Origin of the sequence: Pseudomonas sp. D3-27 (assembly GCF_051132165.1) — a bacterium.
In the GTDB taxonomy this organism is placed as follows: domain Bacteria; phylum Pseudomonadota; class Gammaproteobacteria; order Pseudomonadales; family Pseudomonadaceae; genus Aquipseudomonas.
Genome location: NZ_CP071667.1, coordinates 5287101 through 5303866 on the forward strand (window position 1 = coordinate 5287101; position 16766 = coordinate 5303866).

Consider the following 16766-nt stretch of genomic DNA (forward strand, 5'->3'; position numbering starts at 1 on the left):
CGGTTCCAGGCCGATAATTGTTTGACTGGTCTACCGCTATCGCGAGCAAGCTCGCTCCCACAAGTTTTTCCGACGGTTATTTATCGATTTTTGTCGGCTCTGGAAGCATAGTTTCAGGGAAAATTGGCCTGATTCTATTTTAAAGTCGATTTTTATCGGCTATAAAGGCGGCTCTGTCCATCGCCCAGGAGATGATTCATGAGTCGTATCGTTACCGTAGCCGCTACTCAAATGGCCTGTTCCTGGGATCTTGAAGCCAATATCGGGACCGCCGAAAAGCTCGTTCGCCAGGCCGCTGCCCAAGGCGCGCAGGTTATCCTCCTCCAGGAACTGTTCGAGACGCCCTACTTCTGCCAGAAGCCGAACCCGGATTACCTGCAGTTGGCAACGCCGGTCGATGAGAACATCGCCATCAAGCACTTCCAGAAACTTGCCGAGGAGCTGCAGGTCGTGTTGCCTATCAGTTTTTTTGAACTGGCCGGCCGGGCGCGCTTCAACAGTATTGCCATCATTGATGCCGATGGACGGAACTTGGGCGTCTACCGCAAGAGCCATATCCCGGACGGTCCTGGATATCATGAAAAGTATTATTTCAATCCTGGCGACACCGGTTTCAAAGTATGGAATACCCGCTACGCAAAGATTGGCGTAGGCATTTGCTGGGATCAGTGGTTCCCGGAATGCGCCCGCAGCATGGCGCTGCAAGGCGCGGAGATCCTGCTGTATCCGACCGCTATCGGCAGCGAGCCGCACGACAAGACCATCTCGTCGCGCGATCACTGGCAACGCGTGCAACAGGGTCATGCGGGCGCCAACCTGATGCCGCTGGTGGCCAGCAATCGCATCGGCAACGAAGAGCAGGATGGCTACGACATCACGTTCTACGGCTCGTCGTTCATTGCCGACCAGTTTGGCGAAAAGGTCCAGGAATTGGACGAAACCGAAGAAGGCGTGCTGGTGCATAGCTTCGACCTTGACGAGCTGGAACACATTCGCAGTGCCTGGGGCACTTTCCGTGATCGACGGCCGAACCTGTACGGCGCGATCAAAACCCTCGACGGCTCACTGGAGTCCTGATTGATGACAACTTTGCACAGCACTCCGCGCGCGGACGGTTTCCACATGCCCGCCGAATGGGCGACTCAGACTCAGGTCTGGATGATCTGGCCCGAGCGCCCGGACAACTGGCGCCTGGGCGGCAAGCCGGCGCAGGCTGCCCATGTCGCGGTCGCCAAGGCCATCGCCCGTTTCGAGCCGGTGACCGTTGCGGTGTCCGCTGCCCAGTATGAAAACGCCCGGGCGCGCCTCGATGTGCCGAATATTCGTTTGGTGGAAATGTCCAGCGATGACGCCTGGGTCCGGGATACCGGCCCGACGTTCGTCGTCAATGACAACGGCGAAGTTCGCGGCGTCGATTGGGATTTCAACGCCTGGGGCGGGTTCGACGGTGGGCTGTACTCGCCGTGGAATCGCGATTCACAAGTGGCCGGCAAGATTCTCGAAATCGAGCGCAGCCCGCGCTATCGCACCGAAGGTTTTGTACTCGAAGGCGGTTCGATCCACGTCGATGGCGAAGGCACGTTGATCACCACCGAAGAATGCCTGCTCAACCGCAATCGCAACCCGCACATGAGCCGCGAGGACATCGAGGCGGTGCTCAGCGCCCAGTTGGCGGTAGACAAGATCATCTGGCTGCCGGACGGCCTGTTCAATGATGAAACCGATGGCCACGTGGATAACTTTTGCTGCTACGTGCGCCCTGGTGAAGTGCTGCTCGCCTGGACCGACGATCCGCAGGACCCCAATCATGCCCGCTGCCATGGGGCGATGGAGGTGCTGCGAAACAGCACCGACGCCAAGGGGCGCCCGTTCACAGTGCATAAAATGCCGATCCCTGGGCCGTTGTACGCCACCGAGGAAGAATGCTCGGGCGTTGACGCGGTGGAAGGATCCCAGGAGCGCAATCCGACTGTGCGCCTGGCCGGTTCCTACGTGAACTTCCTGATCGTCAACGGCGGCATCATTGCCCCGAGTTTCGATGACCCGCTGGACGGTCCGGCCAAGGACCTGCTGCAAAGCCTGTTTCCGGAGCATGAAGTGGTCATGGTACCGGGTCGGGAACTGTTACTGGGAGGCGGAAACATCCATTGCCTTACCCAACAGCAGCCGGCGCCGCGCATAAAATGAGTGGCGATGTAACAGCCGGGTGACACTCATCGCAGCGGCTCTATGCCGGTGTTTTTGGATCCATCCCGGCAAGCCCGCGTCCTGATTGGGGCGCGGGCTTTTTTGTGTCTGGCGGGCTACCAGCGCGACGACATTGGCATAGCTCTTGTATCGTTATTTCGGCAGTTCTGGGGCAGTGGAGCTGCGTTGTTTTGTCATAAACCTCGGATAGATTGGCCGCTCATCAACCAGGAGGGCGCTGGAATGAACATGATTAGCGAGCGCACATGCCATCCTTTGGCTGTAAATGGTGAGTCGCTTCAAGCCGTGGCGCAGTGGTTGAAATCCAACGGAACGCGTCAGATCAGGGAACCTGATCCGCGCCGGATGATCATGGAACGCTACCCCGCTGGCCTGTTCAGCGAGGCTGAGCTGGAAGCGTTGTGGGATGTGATGCAAGGATAGAATTCAACGGATTGATAAAAAGCGCTGACCGCGAGGGCAGCGCTTTTTTTATGAGCGACTGTTTACCCGCTCATGTAAACGGCTTGCTCACCATGGTGGCGTCTCTACCAACCCGACATTCCCTTGGACCGCATGCTTACTTGAATCCGTTTCCGGAAATTTTTTGCCTGATTTCAGAAGATTCACGAAATTGACACAGGCTTCCGGGCGCGACTAGGATTCGCCCACGCCTGTGGCTAACAGCCATGACTCTTAAATAATAAAAAGGCCCGACACGATGATTCGTGGGCGGGCCTTTTTATTATTTCCAGGAGCAAGAGTCCGAATAAAGAGCGCTAAAGCGCCATTCCGGTTGCCGGTTGCAGTGCGAATCAACCCGTACAAGGAAAATAATCATGTTGAACAAGCGCTTTACTTTGATAGCACTGGGGATATTGAGCAGCACACAAGCCATGGCCAACGACCAGGCTGAATCCAAGGGGTTCGTTGAAGACAGCAGCCTGAAAGTGCTGTTGCGCAACGCCTACATCAGTCGCGACTACAAGGACGGCAACCGGGACAAGGCCGAATGGGGCCAAGCGGCCATCGGTACGTTCTCGTCCGGCTTCACCCAAGGCACCGTGGGCGTAGGCGTGGACGCCTTCGGCCTGTACGCACTGCGCCTGGACGGCGGCAAGGGGCGCACCGGTGCGCAAGGCATCGACTTTTTCAAGAAGGGTGACAGTGGCAACGCCGCCGACGACCTGTCCAAGTTCGGTGCCGCGGTGAAGTTCCGGGTTTCCAACACGGTGCTGGCCTACGGTGACCAGATGCCGGCCCTGCCGGTGTTGAACTATGACAACTCGCGCCTGCTGCCGGAAAGCTACACCGGCACGCTGATCACCTCCAAGGAAATCAAAGGCCTTGAACTGAACGCAGGCCGCTTCACTGCCGAGTCGCGCAAGAGCGCCGAAGGTCGTGACAGTGGTGGTCTGAAGTCGATCAACGTGTTGGGCGGCAGCTATCAGTTCACCGAGCAGTTCAAGGCTTCGCTGTACGCCTCGGATGTCGAAGACGTCTTGAAGAAGCAATACGTGAATGCCAACTACGTGTTCCCATTGGCCAAGGACCAGTCCTTGACGCTGGACTTCAACGGTTATCGCACCAAGCTGGACAACAGCTACGTTCGCGAAAACAACGTCACCGGGGACGACAATAAGATCTGGAGCCTGGCGGCGATCTTCGCCACCGGCCCGCACAGCTTCACGCTCGCCCATCAGCGCAGCACCGGCGACAGCAACCTCGGCTACGCCTACGGTGGCTACCAGCGTGACCAGAACCGTGTCGGTGATGGCGGCAATACCATCTACCTGGCCAACTCGTACTGGTCGGACTTCAACGCCGAAGACGAGCGCAGCTGGCAATTGGGCTATGGCCTGGATTTCACCACCTTCGGTGTACCGGGCCTGACTTATAACGTGGCCTATGTGCGTGGCGATAACATCACCACCTCCACCAGCGAAGGCGGTACCGAGCGCGAGATCTTCAACCAGTTCAAGTACGTGGTCCAGGGCGGACCGGCCAAAGACTTGAGCGTGCGGTTGCGCAGCTCGTTCCTGCGCGTGTCGCAGAAGTCCAGTGAGTACAACGTCAGCGGTAATGAACTGCGGGTGTTCGTGGATTATCCGATCAATGTCTTTTGATCGTTGACTGAATCGCCCGCGTTTGATGAAAAACCCGATCTTTGGATCGGGTTTTTCTAAGTGCCTACCTTTATTCCATGACCGTTTTCTGTTCAAGGCGCAGGACATCAAGCAGGGTTTGCTGTGGATTGGCTTCAGCGCCGATGAGCTTTGAAAAATAGCCCACCTTGCGCTTGAGAACACTCCTGGGCCATGCGCAATGGATATCAGGATGTTCTTCTTCGAGCCACTGCATCAGATTGTCGATCGGCGCAGACTGGTCCTGCTCGGCTAAAGCATCGAGTAACCCTTGCGGTACTTCCCACCATGGCCAATCCTGGACCATCGGCACCTTCCTCGGGCTTGCTTCCAGCGGTTTGCCATTGATCAAATACCGTTCGAACACCGGTAGCAAGGCTTGGGCGTCGTCTCCCAGGCCTTCAAGGATCGGATAGATGAAACGTCCATCCCAAAACCGGAAAAACACCTCGCGACCTTTCGGCATTTTCACTTGCGTCAGGCTGCGCAGATGCCCCAGCACCTCCTCCGGTTCACAACGGGAGACAGCAAGCCAGCCCCAATCGAGGGCGTCGGTTTCGGTAATCCATGGCAGGAACGTTGAGTCGGGGGCGAGTTTTGTGACGTAGGGCATTACCGCATGCCAGGTGGAATAGGGCGTTTCGCTCCAGATGGGCAGGAGCGGATGGCTAGGGCCGCTCAGGCGATAGGTCCCCAGGGCGTCCGTATCGCTCGCCGCGCTAATGATCAGGTAAAGGTGTTCGTTTTCCCGCAGGGGCTGTTGGGCCAGCCAGGCGATGGGGTCGAGGGTCTTGAACGCCAGGGTCGTCATCCGGCTCTCCTTGCCAAGGGTATGGGGCCGGGCTTCACCCGGGGATGAGGCGCAGCAATCAAGGATCAAGCCAGGTTCGGCGAGTGCCGCGTGGTTCGGTGTTTACGACGGATTTTCAATGGCTTGGAGGAGCGGAAGTCGAGAATGACGAGCAAAAGATGCCTAATTGATTGCGCACTGTTGTGCCATGACTTGCGCACCCTCGTGGCGTCGAAAGCTGTGGGTGGTCTTTCCCCGGAATGAGGGTTCTGCGATGCAATTTTCCCAACGTAAAGTCGTACTAATGAAACTTTTTGCACCGTTTCAAACATCGCTTGAAATGCTTCAAATACTTTTTCATGGACGCAAATCCTGCACCTAATAGATTAGTCCGCTCAATGTAGTGGAGACCTATGAAAAATGATCGTTTTGAACAGGGAAGTGGGCGAAGCGCTAAGACGTGACAAATACGTCAACGTCCGCGGTGGAGACTTCAATCTCTACGGTCATTTCGGCGATTTTGTCCGGCTGACCAAAAGCTGGGAAAATATGGAGCCCGACAGCTATTACGGCCAGGCCGAGTCAGGCATGCGTTTTCGCCGCTACAGCGATTTCGAATACAACCCCACGACTCGTGAACTCAAGCAGCTCGAACACCGAGCCTATGTCCAGTCCAAGGCCAACAACAGCTACGTGGGCGGATTGGAGCGGCACTTCCAGGATTTCTCCAATGAAGTGATCAATTCTCCGGTGATGCGCAGCCTGATCGACACAGACTTCGACGTGTACAAAAACGTCCTGCCCCAGGAATTGCATGACGAAATCTGGCAATGCCAGATCCATCAGATCCGCATCGAGATCAAGCCGGGCAAGCAATTGGAAATCACCCCGGAAGGCATCCATTGCGACGGCTATCCGTTCAGCGGCGTCCATTTCTGGGGCCGAAATAACGTGTCCGGTGCAGAAAGCCGTCTCTACAGCCCTCAGGAAGAACAACTGGCGGCAACCACTTACGAGGATATCCTCGATACGACATTCTTCCTCGATCGGGACATGCGCCATTATGTGACCCCGGCGCGCAATATCCACAGCCATGAAATGGCGTTCAGGCAGATTCTGGCGATCTCCTTCTCGCGGCCCGGGACCGCTTTTGACATTGTTCGCTGAGCAGCTCGAACCGATGGACGATTCGGTGCAGCAAGTCCTGTTGCGCCGAGCCATGGTCAGGGACGCGGAGCGACTGGAGCAGTTTTTCCGGGGTTTTGCCGAGGTGTCATTCTGCGAGTGGCAGGATGCGCGGTTCCTGCGCGGTGTGTTGTTGCAGGAAACCACCACCGCCTACATGGCGTTCGATGCGATGGGTGAAGTCGTCGGCGCGGTCATCGGCGGCATGCTGGGCACTCGAGGCACTATCAATCACCTGGCGGTCAGCCCGAGGCATCGTACCCAAGGCCTGGGCCAGCGTCTGGTGGAAGCGGCATCGGCGGATATGAAACGCGTGGGTGTACTGCGCATGTTTCTGTTCGTCGACGATGCCAACCTGGCTGGCAAGCGCTTCTGGGCCGCCCAGGGGTTCTGCGAGCCCCAGGGTGAAATCACTTTCGAGAGGGATTTATGAACAAGACTTCCAGCCAGCCGCTGGTGGTCGAACCACAAGCCTCGCGAACCTTCGCTGAAGCCAGTCCGGTAGTTGCGGGTTATTTCACGGTTTCGTTTGTGTTCGGCCTGATGGCGGTGAATGCTGGGCTGCCATTGTGGCTGCCAGTTGCGATGTGCCTGTTCGTCTACGCAGGCGCCTCGCAGTTCGCTGCGCTGGCGCTGATTTCCAGCGGTGCGTCGTTGACCACGATCGTGCTCACCACGTTCCTGATCAATGCGCGCCACATGCTCATGTCCGTCTATATGGCCAAGGCATTACGGGCGTTGGGGCTCAGTCGGTTCGAGCGCTGGTGCTACGCGGCGGGGCTTACGGACGAGTCGTTCGCCTTCCACAGCGTCAAGCTGGGTAGCGGGGCCCCGGTCAGCTTGCGCTACCTGATTGGCTTCAACCTTTTTTGCCATGCGTCCTGGGTATTGGGCGGCTTGTTGGGGGCCATCTGCGCGCAATATGCAGCGCACCTGATCAAATATCAGCTCGATTACGCCCTGACAGCCATGATGCTCTACGTCCTGGTTTCGCTGTGCAATACGCGCAACAAACTGATTGCGGCTCTGGCGGCGGTCGTCTGCATGGGCGTGCTCAGCCTGGCGGGCAATTCACCGTTCAACGTATTCATCGCCACGTTTGTTGGCTGCGGGGTGGGCGTATGCCTGACCAAACGTTCCTGATCCTTGTCGTTGTGTTGATGATGGCCGTGACCTTCCTGCCGCGGGCCTTGCCATTGCAGGTCAATACGGATAACTGGCCACCCTTCGTCGCCCGCGCGCTGGAATACCTGCCGGTAGCGATTGTCGCCGCCATCAGCCTGACTCCGTTGTTGATCAAGGATCAACAGATACAGATCGACCGCCCTGAGTTCTATGCTGCGATTCCGACACTGCTATGTGCGTATTTCAGCCGCAACCTGTTTCTCAGTGTGGCGGTGGGCACGGCGTCGTATATCGCGCTCGGTTCGTTCCTGTAGCGTCAGGTCTACCACATCGTGCAGCGCCTGGTCGCAAAGCTCGGGATTGTTAACCGCCAGGCGCACTTCCAGGAAGTCTTCGAAATCCGGGAAGATGGCCAAGCCGTTGCGCATCGCCGCGTCCCTGGAGACAAGCCCCAGGCCGTCGAGCTGGGTGATCAGCGACAAGGTCAGCGTTTCGCTGCAGGAATACACCATCCTCTGGCTGGGTCCGTATTCGCCGAGACCCGCGTCGAGAAAACGCAAGAAGCTGTGGGAATACGGGCATTCCTGCGCAGGGCGCACCTGGAATTTGTCGACAAGCAAGCCAAGGGAGTCATCCTGGTTACCGCAATGGGCCCCGACCACCTGCACTTGCACATCCGGCATCGGGATACTGGTGAAACCGCTTTGTTGGCCGATCAGGATCGCCAGGTCGAAATGCTCGTTCTTCAGCTTGCTCAGGTTCTCCATCGACTCGGCATAACTGAACTCCAGCTGGTATTCAGGAAAAACCGCGATCAGGCGATCGATCATGCGTCGATTGAAATCGGGCGTAAGCGTCGTGTTGAGCGCCACTTTAAGGCTTCGTTGCCTGGGGGCCTTGAGCGCCGCGACCTTTTCTTCGAGTTGCCGAGTGGCCGCCAAAACCTGATCCATGAAAGGCGTCAACTCAGAGCCTTGGGTCGTCAATGTCAGGCCTTTGTTCGAGCGACGAAACAACCGGAACCCGAACTGTTCCTCAACCTTGTTCAATTGCGCCGCCAATGCTTGCACCGTAAGGCACGACTGTTCCGCGGCGGCCGACAACGAGCCGGTCTGCATGATGCGCATGAGATTGCGTAAGGTTCTGCTATCCATGAGGTAATGCCCTCTGCTTAAGTGGGCTCGCTATTGTTGGGCACCTGGCCGGGTCTGGCGGTGCGATGCTGGCTATCATCAAGCACCTTGTCACGCTTGTCGCGGTTTTGTGGCGAAAAGCGCTGGCAGGCGATGATTGGAGCTTATGCGCGATTCTGGATTTTTGCTGGGGCGGCGTGTAGGCCAATTCAATTAACCCGGAATACGGGACGCATCGTGTAGAGAAGCTGTCTTTATTACAGTCGATGTTGTACGTTTTTGAATAAAAATTTAATTTTTGTACGTATATGTACTAATCTTCAGATATCAACCTGTAGCAAAGGAGCCAGACCTCATGGCGACCTCTTCGATTACCTTGAGTACCCAGCAACAATTGGACTCCCCGGATGCGGGTCGAGTCGCTTTGAAGTTTTTCTTCAATCTGATGGAGTTGTGGGGCTGCAGCGTCGAGCAGCAGCGCACCTTGTTGGGAAAAGTAGGAAACACGACCTTTTACAAGTACAAGCAGTTACCCGAAAACGTCAGGCTGCCGCGAGACACCCTTGAGCGCATCTCATACCTGATGGGTATCCATAAAGCCCTGAGCATCATTTTCAGCAACAGCCGCGACCGTGTGTATCAATGGGTCAGCAGCCCCAATGCTGCCGCGCCGTTCAACGGTCAGTCAGCGCTGTCGTACATGTTGGCCGGGCGGGTGGTGGATATTGCCGATGTGCGGCGGTACCTCGACGGAGTACGTGGTTGATGGCGCCGCCTCTGGCGGAACCGCAATGGAAACGGGCCTATCGGATCGTCAATAGCAGTTTCCCGCCGATCACCCTGTTTGAAGATGTGCTCGATCCGCAAGACCTCGCCACCGCCTATGCGTTAGAAGCTTTGACCAATGATCGGCTCATGGAAGAAGCCGGCGTGCTCTCCAGGGTTCGTCCCGAAGACCGCGTTTCGGGTCCTGGTTCGTCACCCGTGATGGCGGCATTTACCCATATCGGCAAAAGCAGCCGTTTCAGCGATGGCACGTTTGGCGTCTATTACGCTGCCAGCAGCCAGGAAGCGGCCATTGCCGAGACGTGTTACCACCAGGCTCGGTTCTTGGGGGCGACCAACGAGCCGGACCTGGAATTGACCATGCGTACCTATGTCAACCAGGTCGTCAGACCCCTGCACGACATCCGCCACGATTATCCGCATCTGCACAATCCAGACCCCACGGCCTATGGCCCGTCCCAGGTATTTGCCCGGGAGTTGCGCGCAACCTTGTCCTGGGGGCTTTTGTATAACAGCGTCCGCCTGCCTGGTCACGAATGCATCGCCGCGTTCCGGCCGCCGGCGGTGTCGATTCCGGTGCAGGGCAAGCATATTCGTTATGTCTGGAGCGCCCAGAAACGGGAAATATCGTTTGTGTTTGAGGTAAATCAGGTGTGATAGATCATATCTTGAACTGCTGCACCGAAGCCTGCATCGAGCCTGCGGCATCGTTCAAATGATCTGCCGTTTTCGTCAAATCGTGGATCGAGCGGGTGTTTTCCCTAGACTGCTCGGCGATCGACTCCACCCGTTGGGCCATCTCATCGCTGGCTTTTGATTGCTCGGCGATGGTCTGGGAAATTTCCTCCACCACTTCGGCGGCATGCCGGGCGCCTGTGCGGATTTCACTGATGGAAACCCCGGCCTGCTGCGCCAGGTTCACGCCTTCGTCCACTCGACTGACACAGGCCTGCATGTTCGCCACCGCATCCCGTGCGCTTGATTGGATGCGCTCGATCATCGCGGTGATTTCCTGGGTGGATTGCGTCGTGCGCGCCGCCAGGTTGCGTACCTCGTCGGCCACCACCGCAAAGCCGCGGCCCGCCTCGCCGGCGCGAGCGGCCTCGATGGCTGCGTTGAGGGCCAGCAGATTGGTCTGTTCGGCGATGCTCTTGATCACCTGGATAATGGAATGGATGTCCTCGGACGATGCATCCAGCGCGGTGATTTTGCTGGACGATTGGGCAACCACCTCAGCGATCCGATTCATCCCTTCCACCACGCCAAGGATCACCTGCCCACCGCTGCTCGCCAGTTGTTCTGACTGCGCCGAAATGGTCCGCGCACTGTCGGCGTGCTGATGGATCTGGCTTATGTTCGCCATCATTTGCTCCATGCTCGCCGCCATGCTGGTGGCGCTCTGGGCCTTCTGGTCGGCACTGGAGACAATCTGCCGCGCCGTATCGCCCAGATTCCGTGATGTGCCATGCAATTCATCGCTCTGACCGCGAATGGTGGCGATCATCTGCCGCAGGTTGGCCTGCATTTGCTCTATCACCGCCTGCAATTGCCCCAGTTCGTCATTTCCATGAGCGCCCATTGGGCGCTGCAGGTCACCTTGGGAAATGGCCTGGGTATTGAGAATGATTTTATTCAGTGGCGTGAGCACAGCCTTGAGCAGGCTCCACGACAACAACGCCAACGCCACACATGTGGCCAGCAAGGTGATGATCAACCAGCGCTCGGAGGTGTTGATGCTCTGATCTTGAAACTCGCGAGAGGAATGCGCCTGGCTCTCGATCAGTTCACTGACCGCCTCGTTGCGCTCCTCCAGGGCAGAAAATGCCTTGTCGAATTCAATGCGCAACGCCCGGCCATCCTGAGCGCCGCTCAGCGCCTTGCCAATCACTTGCTTCGCTGAGGCAATATAGGCCTCGGCCTGAGGCTTGAGCTCGGAAATGGTCTGGGAAATCGTACCAGGCAACCGCGCCTCGGCGTTTTCGGCAATGACCTTGCGCATCCGCTGTGAGTGCTCATCAAACGCCTCGTTTACTTCCTTTGCGCCTTCGGCATCTCCCGGCGCCACTAGCAAGGCAGCCAACACATCGCCACGTATGGCGTCGTGCATCATGTCCGCCTCCATGTGCTTGCGCATGGCCGAAATACTGGTCTCGTTCTGCACCAGGGCCTCGGTCATGGAGTGATAGCCCCACAATCCGATCCCGCCGAGCAGCAACGCAAAGGAAAGACTGACCAACCCCGAGCCTATGACTTTGGTGCGGATCTTCATCGCTAACTGCTCCTGGAGCGAGATGTCTGGGCAAGTGTAGTCAAGCGCCAGCAGAGTCTTGGGACGGCTCATACCTGAAGCTATCGGCGGGAGAAATGATTGGATGAGCCGGTGGTGAGAGAGCTTGCTCCCGTTGGGCTGCGAAGCCGTCCTTCTTTCCCGCAGTGAGCCGGAAGCAGGCATTTCAGGAAAAGGTCAGGGCGCCCTTCGCGACGATCTCGTCCCATGGCGTAGGGGTAGGAAACAGTTCGTTCAGAAAACCCACGAACGCCTTGACGTTCGGGCTTCCCCGACGGCTCTCCGGCCACAAAGCGGTAATGGAGGAACGGTCGACGGCAAATTGTGGAAACAATGGCGTCAGTTCTCCCCGGGCGACATAGGGTGCGGCAACATAAGTGGGTGAGATGCCGATGCCACCGCCAGCGGCGAGCACCGCAGCCACCGCATCGCTGGCGCACGCTGTCTCCAGGCCCGATCGATACGCCTATCTTCAGCAAAGCCTTGGGTGAGGGGCGCGATGCGTACGTTCGCGCATGGGAGCAGGTGCTGCCGCTGCATCGCGTGGGCACGGCCGTTGAAGCAGGCGCGGCTACGCTTTTCTTGATGACTAACACGTTCATGAACGGCGCCACGCTGAACATCGATGGCGGTGCGCGGTTGGTCTGACCCAAACCCGTGGCGAGGGAGCTTGCTCCCGCTGGGCTGCAAAGCAGCCCCTCTTTATCCGCTCAAGCCAATGCTGCCCCATCCAGCGAGCAGCATGGCCCGCTCCCCTTAAACCGGATGACTCCCCGGCGCCTCCAGCACCTTCACCACATCATCAATGACGGCCTTGCTCATATCCTGCAAATAATACGAAGCCCAGGCATACCGATCCGTGCCGCGAATCATCGCCGCTTCCTCGGCGAGGACTCTGGCGACGTGGAGCAGGTCGGAAGCGTGGGATAGGGCTTCGCCAATGGGGATGCCGCTGTTGACGCGGAATAGCGGGCGGTCGGAGTGGTAGGAGAAGGGGGTTAGGCCTGGGGTTTTGAGGTCTTTGGGATGTGTCATTGCGCACCTCCAAGCGCCAACTGGCGGCGGGTGGCTGGCAACGTGATAAAGCGAGACTGCAGCAGATCCTCGTTTTGTATGTGCGGATCTGCCGAAAACATCCCATAGTTTTAGCGCATAAAAAAAACCGCACGATTTGAGCATGCTGACCAGGTCAACCTAGGCTTGGCGGGTATTTGGCAGCCATTTTAGGTTGCTGGAAAAGGTCGCCAACGTCCCGATAAAAGTATTTGTAACCCTGGATTGGAGATGAATGAGTTCTGGGGCTTGCCGGCCTCAAGCTTTTCCTTCACTGTAAAGACTAACGTCATTACAGCGAGGGCTATCTCATGGCTTCCATCAACGTTCGTATCGACGACGACCTCAAGGCGCGTGCATACCGCGAGCTGGAAAAGCTCGGCGTCACCCCTTCTGAGCTGATGCGCCAAGCTCTGCAATACGTAGCGGAGCGCGGCCAGTTGCCGTTTAAGCCCGTCCTGATGACCGAGGACGATGAAGCCCTGATCGCAACGGTGCGCGAGCGACTCGCAGCCCCGCAGCGGGTTAAGGTTTCGCTAGATGACCTATAACCTCGAATTCGATGCACGGGCGCTAAAGGAATGGCAAAAGCTAGGGAATACCGTCCGTGAGCAGCTCAAAAAGAAGCTCACGACGATCCTGGCCAATCCGCGCATCGAAGCAAACCGACTGCATGCCTTTCCTGATTGCTACAAGATTAAGCTGCGGAGCAGCGGTTATCGGCTGGTTTATCAGGTGATTGATCATGAGGTCGTGGTGTTTGTCGTGGCCGTCGACAAACGTGAACGAGATCAGGTTTATCGGAAAGCGGCTGAGCGATTAGGTGGTTGAGTTGTCGGTGAGTTGATGGCCTCATCGCGAGCAAGCTTGCTCCCACAGATTTTTAAGGAATGGACACCCAGAAACAACAAAGCCCCCGCATTTCTGCGAGGGCTTTGTTTTGTATGGTGCCGGCACCAGGAGTCGAACCCGGGACCTACTGATTACAAGTCAGTTGCTCTACCAACTGAGCTATACCGGCGTGTGGGCGACGATTATAGCGATTGGGAAGGTTCTGTAAACCCCTGAATTCTGACTATTTTTAGACGAGCTGCAGTTCTGGTGGATGTGGCGCCGCTGGGCGGGGCGCGAGGGGCCTGGTAGCGTGCGGTTGCCTGACTCGAATCGAGGCAAGCCAAAGCACTTGATGCCTGAGCGCAAAAGACGCCAGACCCAACCTTTATGCTGGTTTGCTCAAACGCTTATGCACAATCGAAAGGACGCTGCGAGGGATATCTTTCTGTTTTGTGACCGCTTTCCCGTTTGCTCGCAAGCTGCTGTTTTCATGGTTTTTTATCCATGTGAACAAAAAATGACCAGCTAAGATTCAGCCCGGAAATCGCGGTTTTCTTGGATCCTGGTTTAATTCATCAACAGAGTTATCCACAGGTTGTTTCGCCTCATTAACGTTCTGCCAGCAATAGCAAGTTGCGCGGTGTCAGAGGTGTCTCGCAGAAGGTGCCAAGGCGGACGTTGTAGCTGTTCTGAGTAAGGAAAAGTGCCCGGTCCAAGACCAGCCAAAGCTCCAGGGGGCGGCGGAAAAGGCCCCGCACCAATTCCAGGTTACGCACCTCGGCCAAACGTTGGTGGCCGGCTGCTTCCAGGGCGACCCAATCAGGCGTGCCGATTGTGGATAAGTTTTTCAGGGCAGCCAGGTCGGTGCAGTACTGGGCGAAGGATTTTTCCAGCCAGACGCTGGGCAAGGAGGGCGTGGGCAGGTAGTCGTCGTGCCCTCTGATTTGCCGTTGCAGCAGGTCGAAGCCCAGGCGCCAGGCCATGGATTGGTCCCGTTGTCTTCTTACGCGGGCGCCTGCGGTGACGGTCTCGGTCTGCGGCAGGTTCAGATCGTCGAGCGACAGCTGTAGGGCAGAGCCTTTTGCGGCGTCGGACAGCGGCTGATATTCCGAGGTGCTGATGCGGTTGTAGCAGCACGGCGCGATAGCCAATTGTGCGCAGCCAGCGGCGCTGGCCAGACGCATCAGGCGCACATGCAAGTCGCCGCAAGCGTGCAGAGCCACCGGGGTGTGTCCGGGGCGCAGCGCCTGGTTTGCGTCTGCCGCCAATACGTCTTGTTGCGAGTGCGTGGCGGGCAGGTGATGGCGTTGGCTCAGCAACTGGCCGCTGGCGACCAAGGCGGGGTCGTGTTCCAGGCAGGTCAGTTGTTGTCCATCCTGCAACAGGCGCCGGCCAAGGTGGCCTTTACCGGCGCACCAATCGAGCCAATGGATCGGTGGGGTGGTGAAGCGCAGGCGGCTGGCGAAGGCTTCTATCTGCTGCCATTTGCGCCCGGGTACGTCGACGTTGAGGCGATGGCTGGGAGCTTCGAGCGAGTTGGCCGGCAATTCAGCCACGGCGCTCAATGCCCGGGAGAGAGCAGCCAGTTCCGGGAATGGCGCTGGCGCGCTCTCAATCGACCATGGTTGATGATGGTCGTTTTCCGCTGCGTCCAGCGAACGCTCACGTAGCCATCGGGCCAATTCCGGGTGGGATGTTTCCCAAGGCAATTGCAGATGCGTGAAGGGCCGGGGCTTCCATAGTGACTGGTGCGTTGTAAGAAACGCATCCAGCGCGGTGAAACGGGTGAGCAATGCTTCACCCGTCAGCACTTGGCTGTCAGCGCCCTTGGCAGGCATCGACGCGCAGCCAGCGTTCAAGCTGCTTGAAGCCTTGCACCAGTACGAAGGACATCAGCAGGTAGAACATGCCGGCCGCGAAGAAAATTTCCACTGGCATGTAGGTCCTGGCAATGATGGTGCGCGCCATGCCGGTGAGTTCCAGCAGGGTCACCGTGCTTGCCAGGGCGCTGGCCTTGAGCATCAGGATCACTTCGTTGCTGTAGGCGGGCAAGCCGATGCGCGCGGCCCGGGGCAGCATGATGTAGAACAGCGCCTTGGGCCGCGACATGCCCAAGGCTCGTGCGGCTTCGATTTCGCCGCGGGGAATGGCCTGGATGGCGCCGCGCAGGATCTCGGCGATGTAGGCGGCGGTGTGCAGGGTCATGGTGGCTGTGGCGCACCGAAACGGGTCCCGCAGATACGGCCACAGCGCGCTGCTGCGCACGGCATCGAACTGTGCCAGGCCGTAATAGACCAGGAACAACTGGACCAACAGTGGCGTACCACGGAAAAAGAAGATGTAGGCGTAGGGAAACGCCCGCACGTACCACAGCCGCGATGAACGGGCGATGCCCAATGGGATCGCCAGCAGCAAGCCGGCGATCACCGCGATGGCCACCAGCTCCAGTGTAAGCGTGGCGCCCTGGGCCAGTTTCGGCAGCCATTTGATGATGACTTCCCAGTTCATTGGGTGCTCCTGGCAAAGCCGCGGGCGGCGCGTTTTTCCAGCAGGTGCATGCCGATCATGGCGAGCACCGTCAGGCCCAGATACATAAGCGCTGCGACCATATAGAAAGTGAACGGTTGCTTGGAAATGGTCACGCCGATTTGCGCGTGGCGCATGATTTCTTCCAGGCCGATCACCGAAACCAGTGCGGTATCCTTCATGAGGATCATGAACAGATTGCCCAGGCCGGGCAGGGCGATGCGCCACATCTGCGGCAGGATCAATCGGGTGAAGATCCGCCATTTCGACAGGCCAAGCGCCACGCCGGCTTCACGGTGCCCCTTGGGTATCGCCAGGATCGCACCGCGAAATACTTCGGTGGCGTAGGCGCCAAAGCATAGGCCGAGGGCGATGACGCCGGCGGCGAAGGCATTGAGGGCTAGGTCGGGATTGCCGAAATATTCACCCAAGGCACGCATCAGGTTGACGGTACCGAAGTAGATCAACAGCACCCAGAGCAATTCCGGAATGCCGCGGACCAGTGTCGAATAGGTGCCGCCAAGCCATTGCAACGGCTTGTACGGGGAGGTCTTGGCCAAGGCGCCGAGCAGGCCGAGCACCAGCCCCAGGCAGAGAGCCGAAAGGGCCAGCTTGACGGTCATCAGCGCGCCGGCGGCAAGCGCCGGGCCGAATCCGTAGAGGTCGATCATCATGGGCGTGTGTTCATATCGCGGCAGGCTTTGCTAAGGGCCGGC

21 protein-coding genes and 1 tRNA gene are annotated in these 16766 nt (G+C 57.9%); 13 read left to right on the forward strand and 9 right to left on the reverse strand.

The window, feature by feature from the left end:
• The first annotated feature begins 198 nt into the window (after positions 1–198).
• The 4 genes from aguB (at position 199) to J3P92_RS23700 (ending at position 4313) form a co-directional block, all read left to right on the forward strand.
• Positions 199–1077: an N-carbamoylputrescine amidase gene (aguB, locus tag J3P92_RS23685; protein ID WP_434649263.1), complete on the forward strand. Its 879-nt coding sequence runs from the start codon at positions 199–201 to the stop codon at positions 1075–1077.
• Between the two features lie 3 nt (positions 1078–1080).
• The gene (gene aguA, locus J3P92_RS23690) at positions 1081–2187 is read left to right on the forward strand and encodes an agmatine deiminase (protein ID WP_420766408.1); all 1107 of its coding nucleotides are present in this window, start codon (positions 1081–1083) and stop codon (positions 2185–2187) included.
• Positions 2188–2430: 243 nt separating this feature from the next.
• The gene (locus J3P92_RS23695; protein WP_420766407.1) at positions 2431–2631 is read left to right on the forward strand and encodes a hypothetical protein; all 201 of its coding nucleotides are present in this window, start codon (positions 2431–2433) and stop codon (positions 2629–2631) included.
• 395 nt (positions 2632–3026) lie between these two features.
• Positions 3027–4313: an OprD family porin gene (locus J3P92_RS23700; protein ID WP_434649264.1), complete on the forward strand. Its 1287-nt coding sequence runs from the start codon at positions 3027–3029 to the stop codon at positions 4311–4313.
• A gap of 70 nt (positions 4314–4383) precedes the next feature.
• Here the strand turns inward: J3P92_RS23700 and J3P92_RS23705 are convergent, their stop codons facing one another.
• Positions 4384–5142, reverse strand: coding sequence for a DUF4123 domain-containing protein (locus tag J3P92_RS23705; RefSeq protein WP_434649265.1), 759 nt, complete (start codon positions 5140–5142; stop codon positions 4384–4386).
• Between the two features lie 399 nt (positions 5143–5541).
• Between J3P92_RS23705 and J3P92_RS23710 the strand changes: the two genes are divergently transcribed.
• Genes J3P92_RS23710 through J3P92_RS23725 form a run of 4 tightly spaced genes read left to right on the forward strand, consistent with a single transcriptional unit; the run spans position 5542 to position 7745 of the window.
• The gene (locus J3P92_RS23710; RefSeq protein WP_420766404.1) at positions 5542–6288 is read left to right on the forward strand and encodes a 2OG-Fe dioxygenase family protein; all 747 of its coding nucleotides are present in this window, start codon (positions 5542–5544) and stop codon (positions 6286–6288) included.
• A gap of 13 nt (positions 6289–6301) precedes the next feature.
• The gene (locus J3P92_RS23715; protein WP_420766507.1) at positions 6302–6739 is read left to right on the forward strand and encodes a GNAT family N-acetyltransferase; all 438 of its coding nucleotides are present in this window, start codon (positions 6302–6304) and stop codon (positions 6737–6739) included.
• Positions 6736–7449, forward strand: a complete 714-nt coding sequence (locus J3P92_RS23720) for an AzlC family ABC transporter permease (RefSeq protein ID WP_434608323.1) — start codon at positions 6736–6738, stop codon at positions 7447–7449. Before J3P92_RS23715 ends, J3P92_RS23720 begins: the two co-directional genes overlap by 4 nt.
• On the forward strand, positions 7428–7745 hold the full coding sequence (locus J3P92_RS23725) for an AzlD domain-containing protein (protein ID WP_434649266.1): 318 nt from the start codon (positions 7428–7430) through the stop codon (positions 7743–7745). The genes J3P92_RS23720 and J3P92_RS23725 overlap by 22 nt, the downstream gene beginning before the upstream one ends.
• On the opposite strand, the gene J3P92_RS23730 is transcribed toward J3P92_RS23725, so the two are convergent.
• A complete protein-coding gene (locus tag J3P92_RS23730) occupies positions 7662–8585 on the reverse strand; it encodes a LysR family transcriptional regulator (RefSeq protein WP_434561168.1) in 924 nt (307 codons plus the stop codon). The two genes, J3P92_RS23725 and J3P92_RS23730, sit on opposite strands and share 84 nt — an antisense overlap.
• A 334-nt stretch (positions 8586–8919) precedes the next feature.
• On the opposite strand from J3P92_RS23730, the gene J3P92_RS23735 reads away from it, so the two are divergent.
• Both J3P92_RS23735 and J3P92_RS23740 read left to right on the forward strand, forming a co-directional pair.
• Positions 8920–9330: an MbcA/ParS/Xre antitoxin family protein gene (locus J3P92_RS23735; RefSeq protein ID WP_434561166.1), complete on the forward strand. Its 411-nt coding sequence runs from the start codon at positions 8920–8922 to the stop codon at positions 9328–9330.
• Positions 9330–10007 (forward strand): RES family NAD+ phosphorylase, encoded by a 678-nt coding sequence (locus J3P92_RS23740; RefSeq protein ID WP_420766400.1) that lies wholly within the window; start codon positions 9330–9332, stop codon positions 10005–10007. Before J3P92_RS23735 ends, J3P92_RS23740 begins: the two co-directional genes overlap by 1 nt.
• Before the next feature lie 4 nt (positions 10008–10011).
• Here the strand turns inward: J3P92_RS23740 and J3P92_RS23745 are convergent, their stop codons facing one another.
• Both J3P92_RS23745 and J3P92_RS23750 read right to left on the reverse strand, forming a co-directional pair.
• Positions 10012–11619: a methyl-accepting chemotaxis protein gene (locus J3P92_RS23745; protein WP_434649267.1), complete on the reverse strand. Its 1608-nt coding sequence runs from the start codon at positions 11617–11619 to the stop codon at positions 10012–10014.
• Positions 11620–11803: 184 nt separating this feature from the next.
• Positions 11804–12052 (reverse strand): LysR substrate-binding domain-containing protein, encoded by a 249-nt coding sequence (locus J3P92_RS23750; RefSeq protein WP_434608317.1) that lies wholly within the window; start codon positions 12050–12052, stop codon positions 11804–11806.
• On the opposite strand from J3P92_RS23750, the gene J3P92_RS23755 reads away from it, so the two are divergent.
• A complete protein-coding gene (locus tag J3P92_RS23755; RefSeq protein ID WP_434649268.1) occupies positions 11971–12285 on the forward strand; it encodes an SDR family oxidoreductase in 315 nt (104 codons plus the stop codon). The genes J3P92_RS23750 and J3P92_RS23755 overlap by 82 nt on opposite strands.
• A 108-nt stretch (positions 12286–12393) precedes the next feature.
• Here the strand turns inward: J3P92_RS23755 and J3P92_RS23760 are convergent, their stop codons facing one another.
• The gene (locus tag J3P92_RS23760) at positions 12394–12672 is read right to left on the reverse strand and encodes a DUF3077 domain-containing protein (RefSeq protein ID WP_434649269.1); all 279 of its coding nucleotides are present in this window, start codon (positions 12670–12672) and stop codon (positions 12394–12396) included.
• Positions 12673–13001: 329 nt separating this feature from the next.
• On the opposite strand from J3P92_RS23760, the gene J3P92_RS23765 reads away from it, so the two are divergent.
• The gene (locus J3P92_RS23765) at positions 13002–13241 is read left to right on the forward strand and encodes a type II toxin-antitoxin system RelB/DinJ family antitoxin (RefSeq protein WP_027911784.1); all 240 of its coding nucleotides are present in this window, start codon (positions 13002–13004) and stop codon (positions 13239–13241) included.
• Positions 13231–13521: a type II toxin-antitoxin system RelE family toxin gene (locus tag J3P92_RS23770; RefSeq protein ID WP_434649270.1), complete on the forward strand. Its 291-nt coding sequence runs from the start codon at positions 13231–13233 to the stop codon at positions 13519–13521. The genes J3P92_RS23765 and J3P92_RS23770 overlap by 11 nt, the downstream gene beginning before the upstream one ends.
• A gap of 114 nt (positions 13522–13635) precedes the next feature.
• Here the strand turns inward: J3P92_RS23770 and J3P92_RS23775 are convergent.
• From J3P92_RS23775 to J3P92_RS23790, 4 genes are all read right to left on the reverse strand, one after another.
• Positions 13636–13711, reverse strand: a tRNA-Thr gene (locus tag J3P92_RS23775).
• Between the two features lie 421 nt (positions 13712–14132).
• The gene (locus tag J3P92_RS23780; RefSeq protein WP_434649271.1) at positions 14133–15362 is read right to left on the reverse strand and encodes a methyltransferase; all 1230 of its coding nucleotides are present in this window, start codon (positions 15360–15362) and stop codon (positions 14133–14135) included.
• On the reverse strand, positions 15343–16032 hold the full coding sequence (locus J3P92_RS23785; RefSeq protein ID WP_434649272.1) for an ABC transporter permease: 690 nt from the start codon (positions 16030–16032) through the stop codon (positions 15343–15345). Before J3P92_RS23785 ends, J3P92_RS23780 begins: the two co-directional genes overlap by 20 nt.
• Positions 16029–16724 (reverse strand): ABC transporter permease, encoded by a 696-nt coding sequence (locus J3P92_RS23790; RefSeq protein WP_420766353.1) that lies wholly within the window; start codon positions 16722–16724, stop codon positions 16029–16031. Before J3P92_RS23790 ends, J3P92_RS23785 begins: the two co-directional genes overlap by 4 nt.
• Between the last annotated feature and the right edge of the window lie 42 nt (positions 16725–16766).

What these genes read in the sequence shown, in the direction of transcription:
- J3P92_RS23715 (WP_420766507.1), top strand. Translation starts at nt 6,302, where the DNA reads ATGGACGATTCGGTGCAGCAAGTCCTGTTGCGCCGAGCCATGGTCAGG.
- J3P92_RS23790 (WP_420766353.1), bottom strand. Translation starts at nt 16,724, where the DNA reads ATGATGATCGACCTCTACGGATTCGGCCCGGCGCTTGCCGCCGGCGCG.
- J3P92_RS23770 (WP_434649270.1), top strand. Translation starts at nt 13,231, where the DNA reads ATGACCTATAACCTCGAATTCGATGCACGGGCGCTAAAGGAATGGCAA.
- J3P92_RS23705 (WP_434649265.1), bottom strand. Translation starts at nt 5,142, where the DNA reads ATGACGACCCTGGCGTTCAAGACCCTCGACCCCATCGCCTGGCTGGCC.
- J3P92_RS23730 (WP_434561168.1), bottom strand. Translation starts at nt 8,585, where the DNA reads ATGGATAGCAGAACCTTACGCAATCTCATGCGCATCATGCAGACCGGC.
- J3P92_RS23785 (WP_434649272.1), bottom strand. Translation starts at nt 16,032, where the DNA reads ATGAACTGGGAAGTCATCATCAAATGGCTGCCGAAACTGGCCCAGGGC.
- J3P92_RS23780 (WP_434649271.1), bottom strand. Translation starts at nt 15,362, where the DNA reads ATGCCTGCCAAGGGCGCTGACAGCCAAGTGCTGACGGGTGAAGCATTG.
- J3P92_RS23720 (WP_434608323.1), top strand. Translation starts at nt 6,736, where the DNA reads ATGAACAAGACTTCCAGCCAGCCGCTGGTGGTCGAACCACAAGCCTCG.
- aguB (WP_434649263.1), top strand. Translation starts at nt 199, where the DNA reads ATGAGTCGTATCGTTACCGTAGCCGCTACTCAAATGGCCTGTTCCTGG.
- J3P92_RS23695 (WP_420766407.1), top strand. Translation starts at nt 2,431, where the DNA reads ATGAACATGATTAGCGAGCGCACATGCCATCCTTTGGCTGTAAATGGT.
- J3P92_RS23755 (WP_434649268.1), top strand. Translation starts at nt 11,971, where the DNA reads ATGGCGTCAGTTCTCCCCGGGCGACATAGGGTGCGGCAACATAAGTGG.
- aguA (WP_420766408.1), top strand. Translation starts at nt 1,081, where the DNA reads ATGACAACTTTGCACAGCACTCCGCGCGCGGACGGTTTCCACATGCCC.
- J3P92_RS23700 (WP_434649264.1), top strand. Translation starts at nt 3,027, where the DNA reads ATGTTGAACAAGCGCTTTACTTTGATAGCACTGGGGATATTGAGCAGC.
- J3P92_RS23735 (WP_434561166.1), top strand. Translation starts at nt 8,920, where the DNA reads ATGGCGACCTCTTCGATTACCTTGAGTACCCAGCAACAATTGGACTCC.
- J3P92_RS23760 (WP_434649269.1), bottom strand. Translation starts at nt 12,672, where the DNA reads ATGACACATCCCAAAGACCTCAAAACCCCAGGCCTAACCCCCTTCTCC.
- J3P92_RS23745 (WP_434649267.1), bottom strand. Translation starts at nt 11,619, where the DNA reads ATGAAGATCCGCACCAAAGTCATAGGCTCGGGGTTGGTCAGTCTTTCC.
- J3P92_RS23740 (WP_420766400.1), top strand. Translation starts at nt 9,330, where the DNA reads ATGGCGCCGCCTCTGGCGGAACCGCAATGGAAACGGGCCTATCGGATC.
- J3P92_RS23725 (WP_434649266.1), top strand. Translation starts at nt 7,428, where the DNA reads ATGCCTGACCAAACGTTCCTGATCCTTGTCGTTGTGTTGATGATGGCC.
- J3P92_RS23765 (WP_027911784.1), top strand. Translation starts at nt 13,002, where the DNA reads ATGGCTTCCATCAACGTTCGTATCGACGACGACCTCAAGGCGCGTGCA.
- J3P92_RS23710 (WP_420766404.1), top strand. Translation starts at nt 5,542, where the DNA reads ATGATCGTTTTGAACAGGGAAGTGGGCGAAGCGCTAAGACGTGACAAA.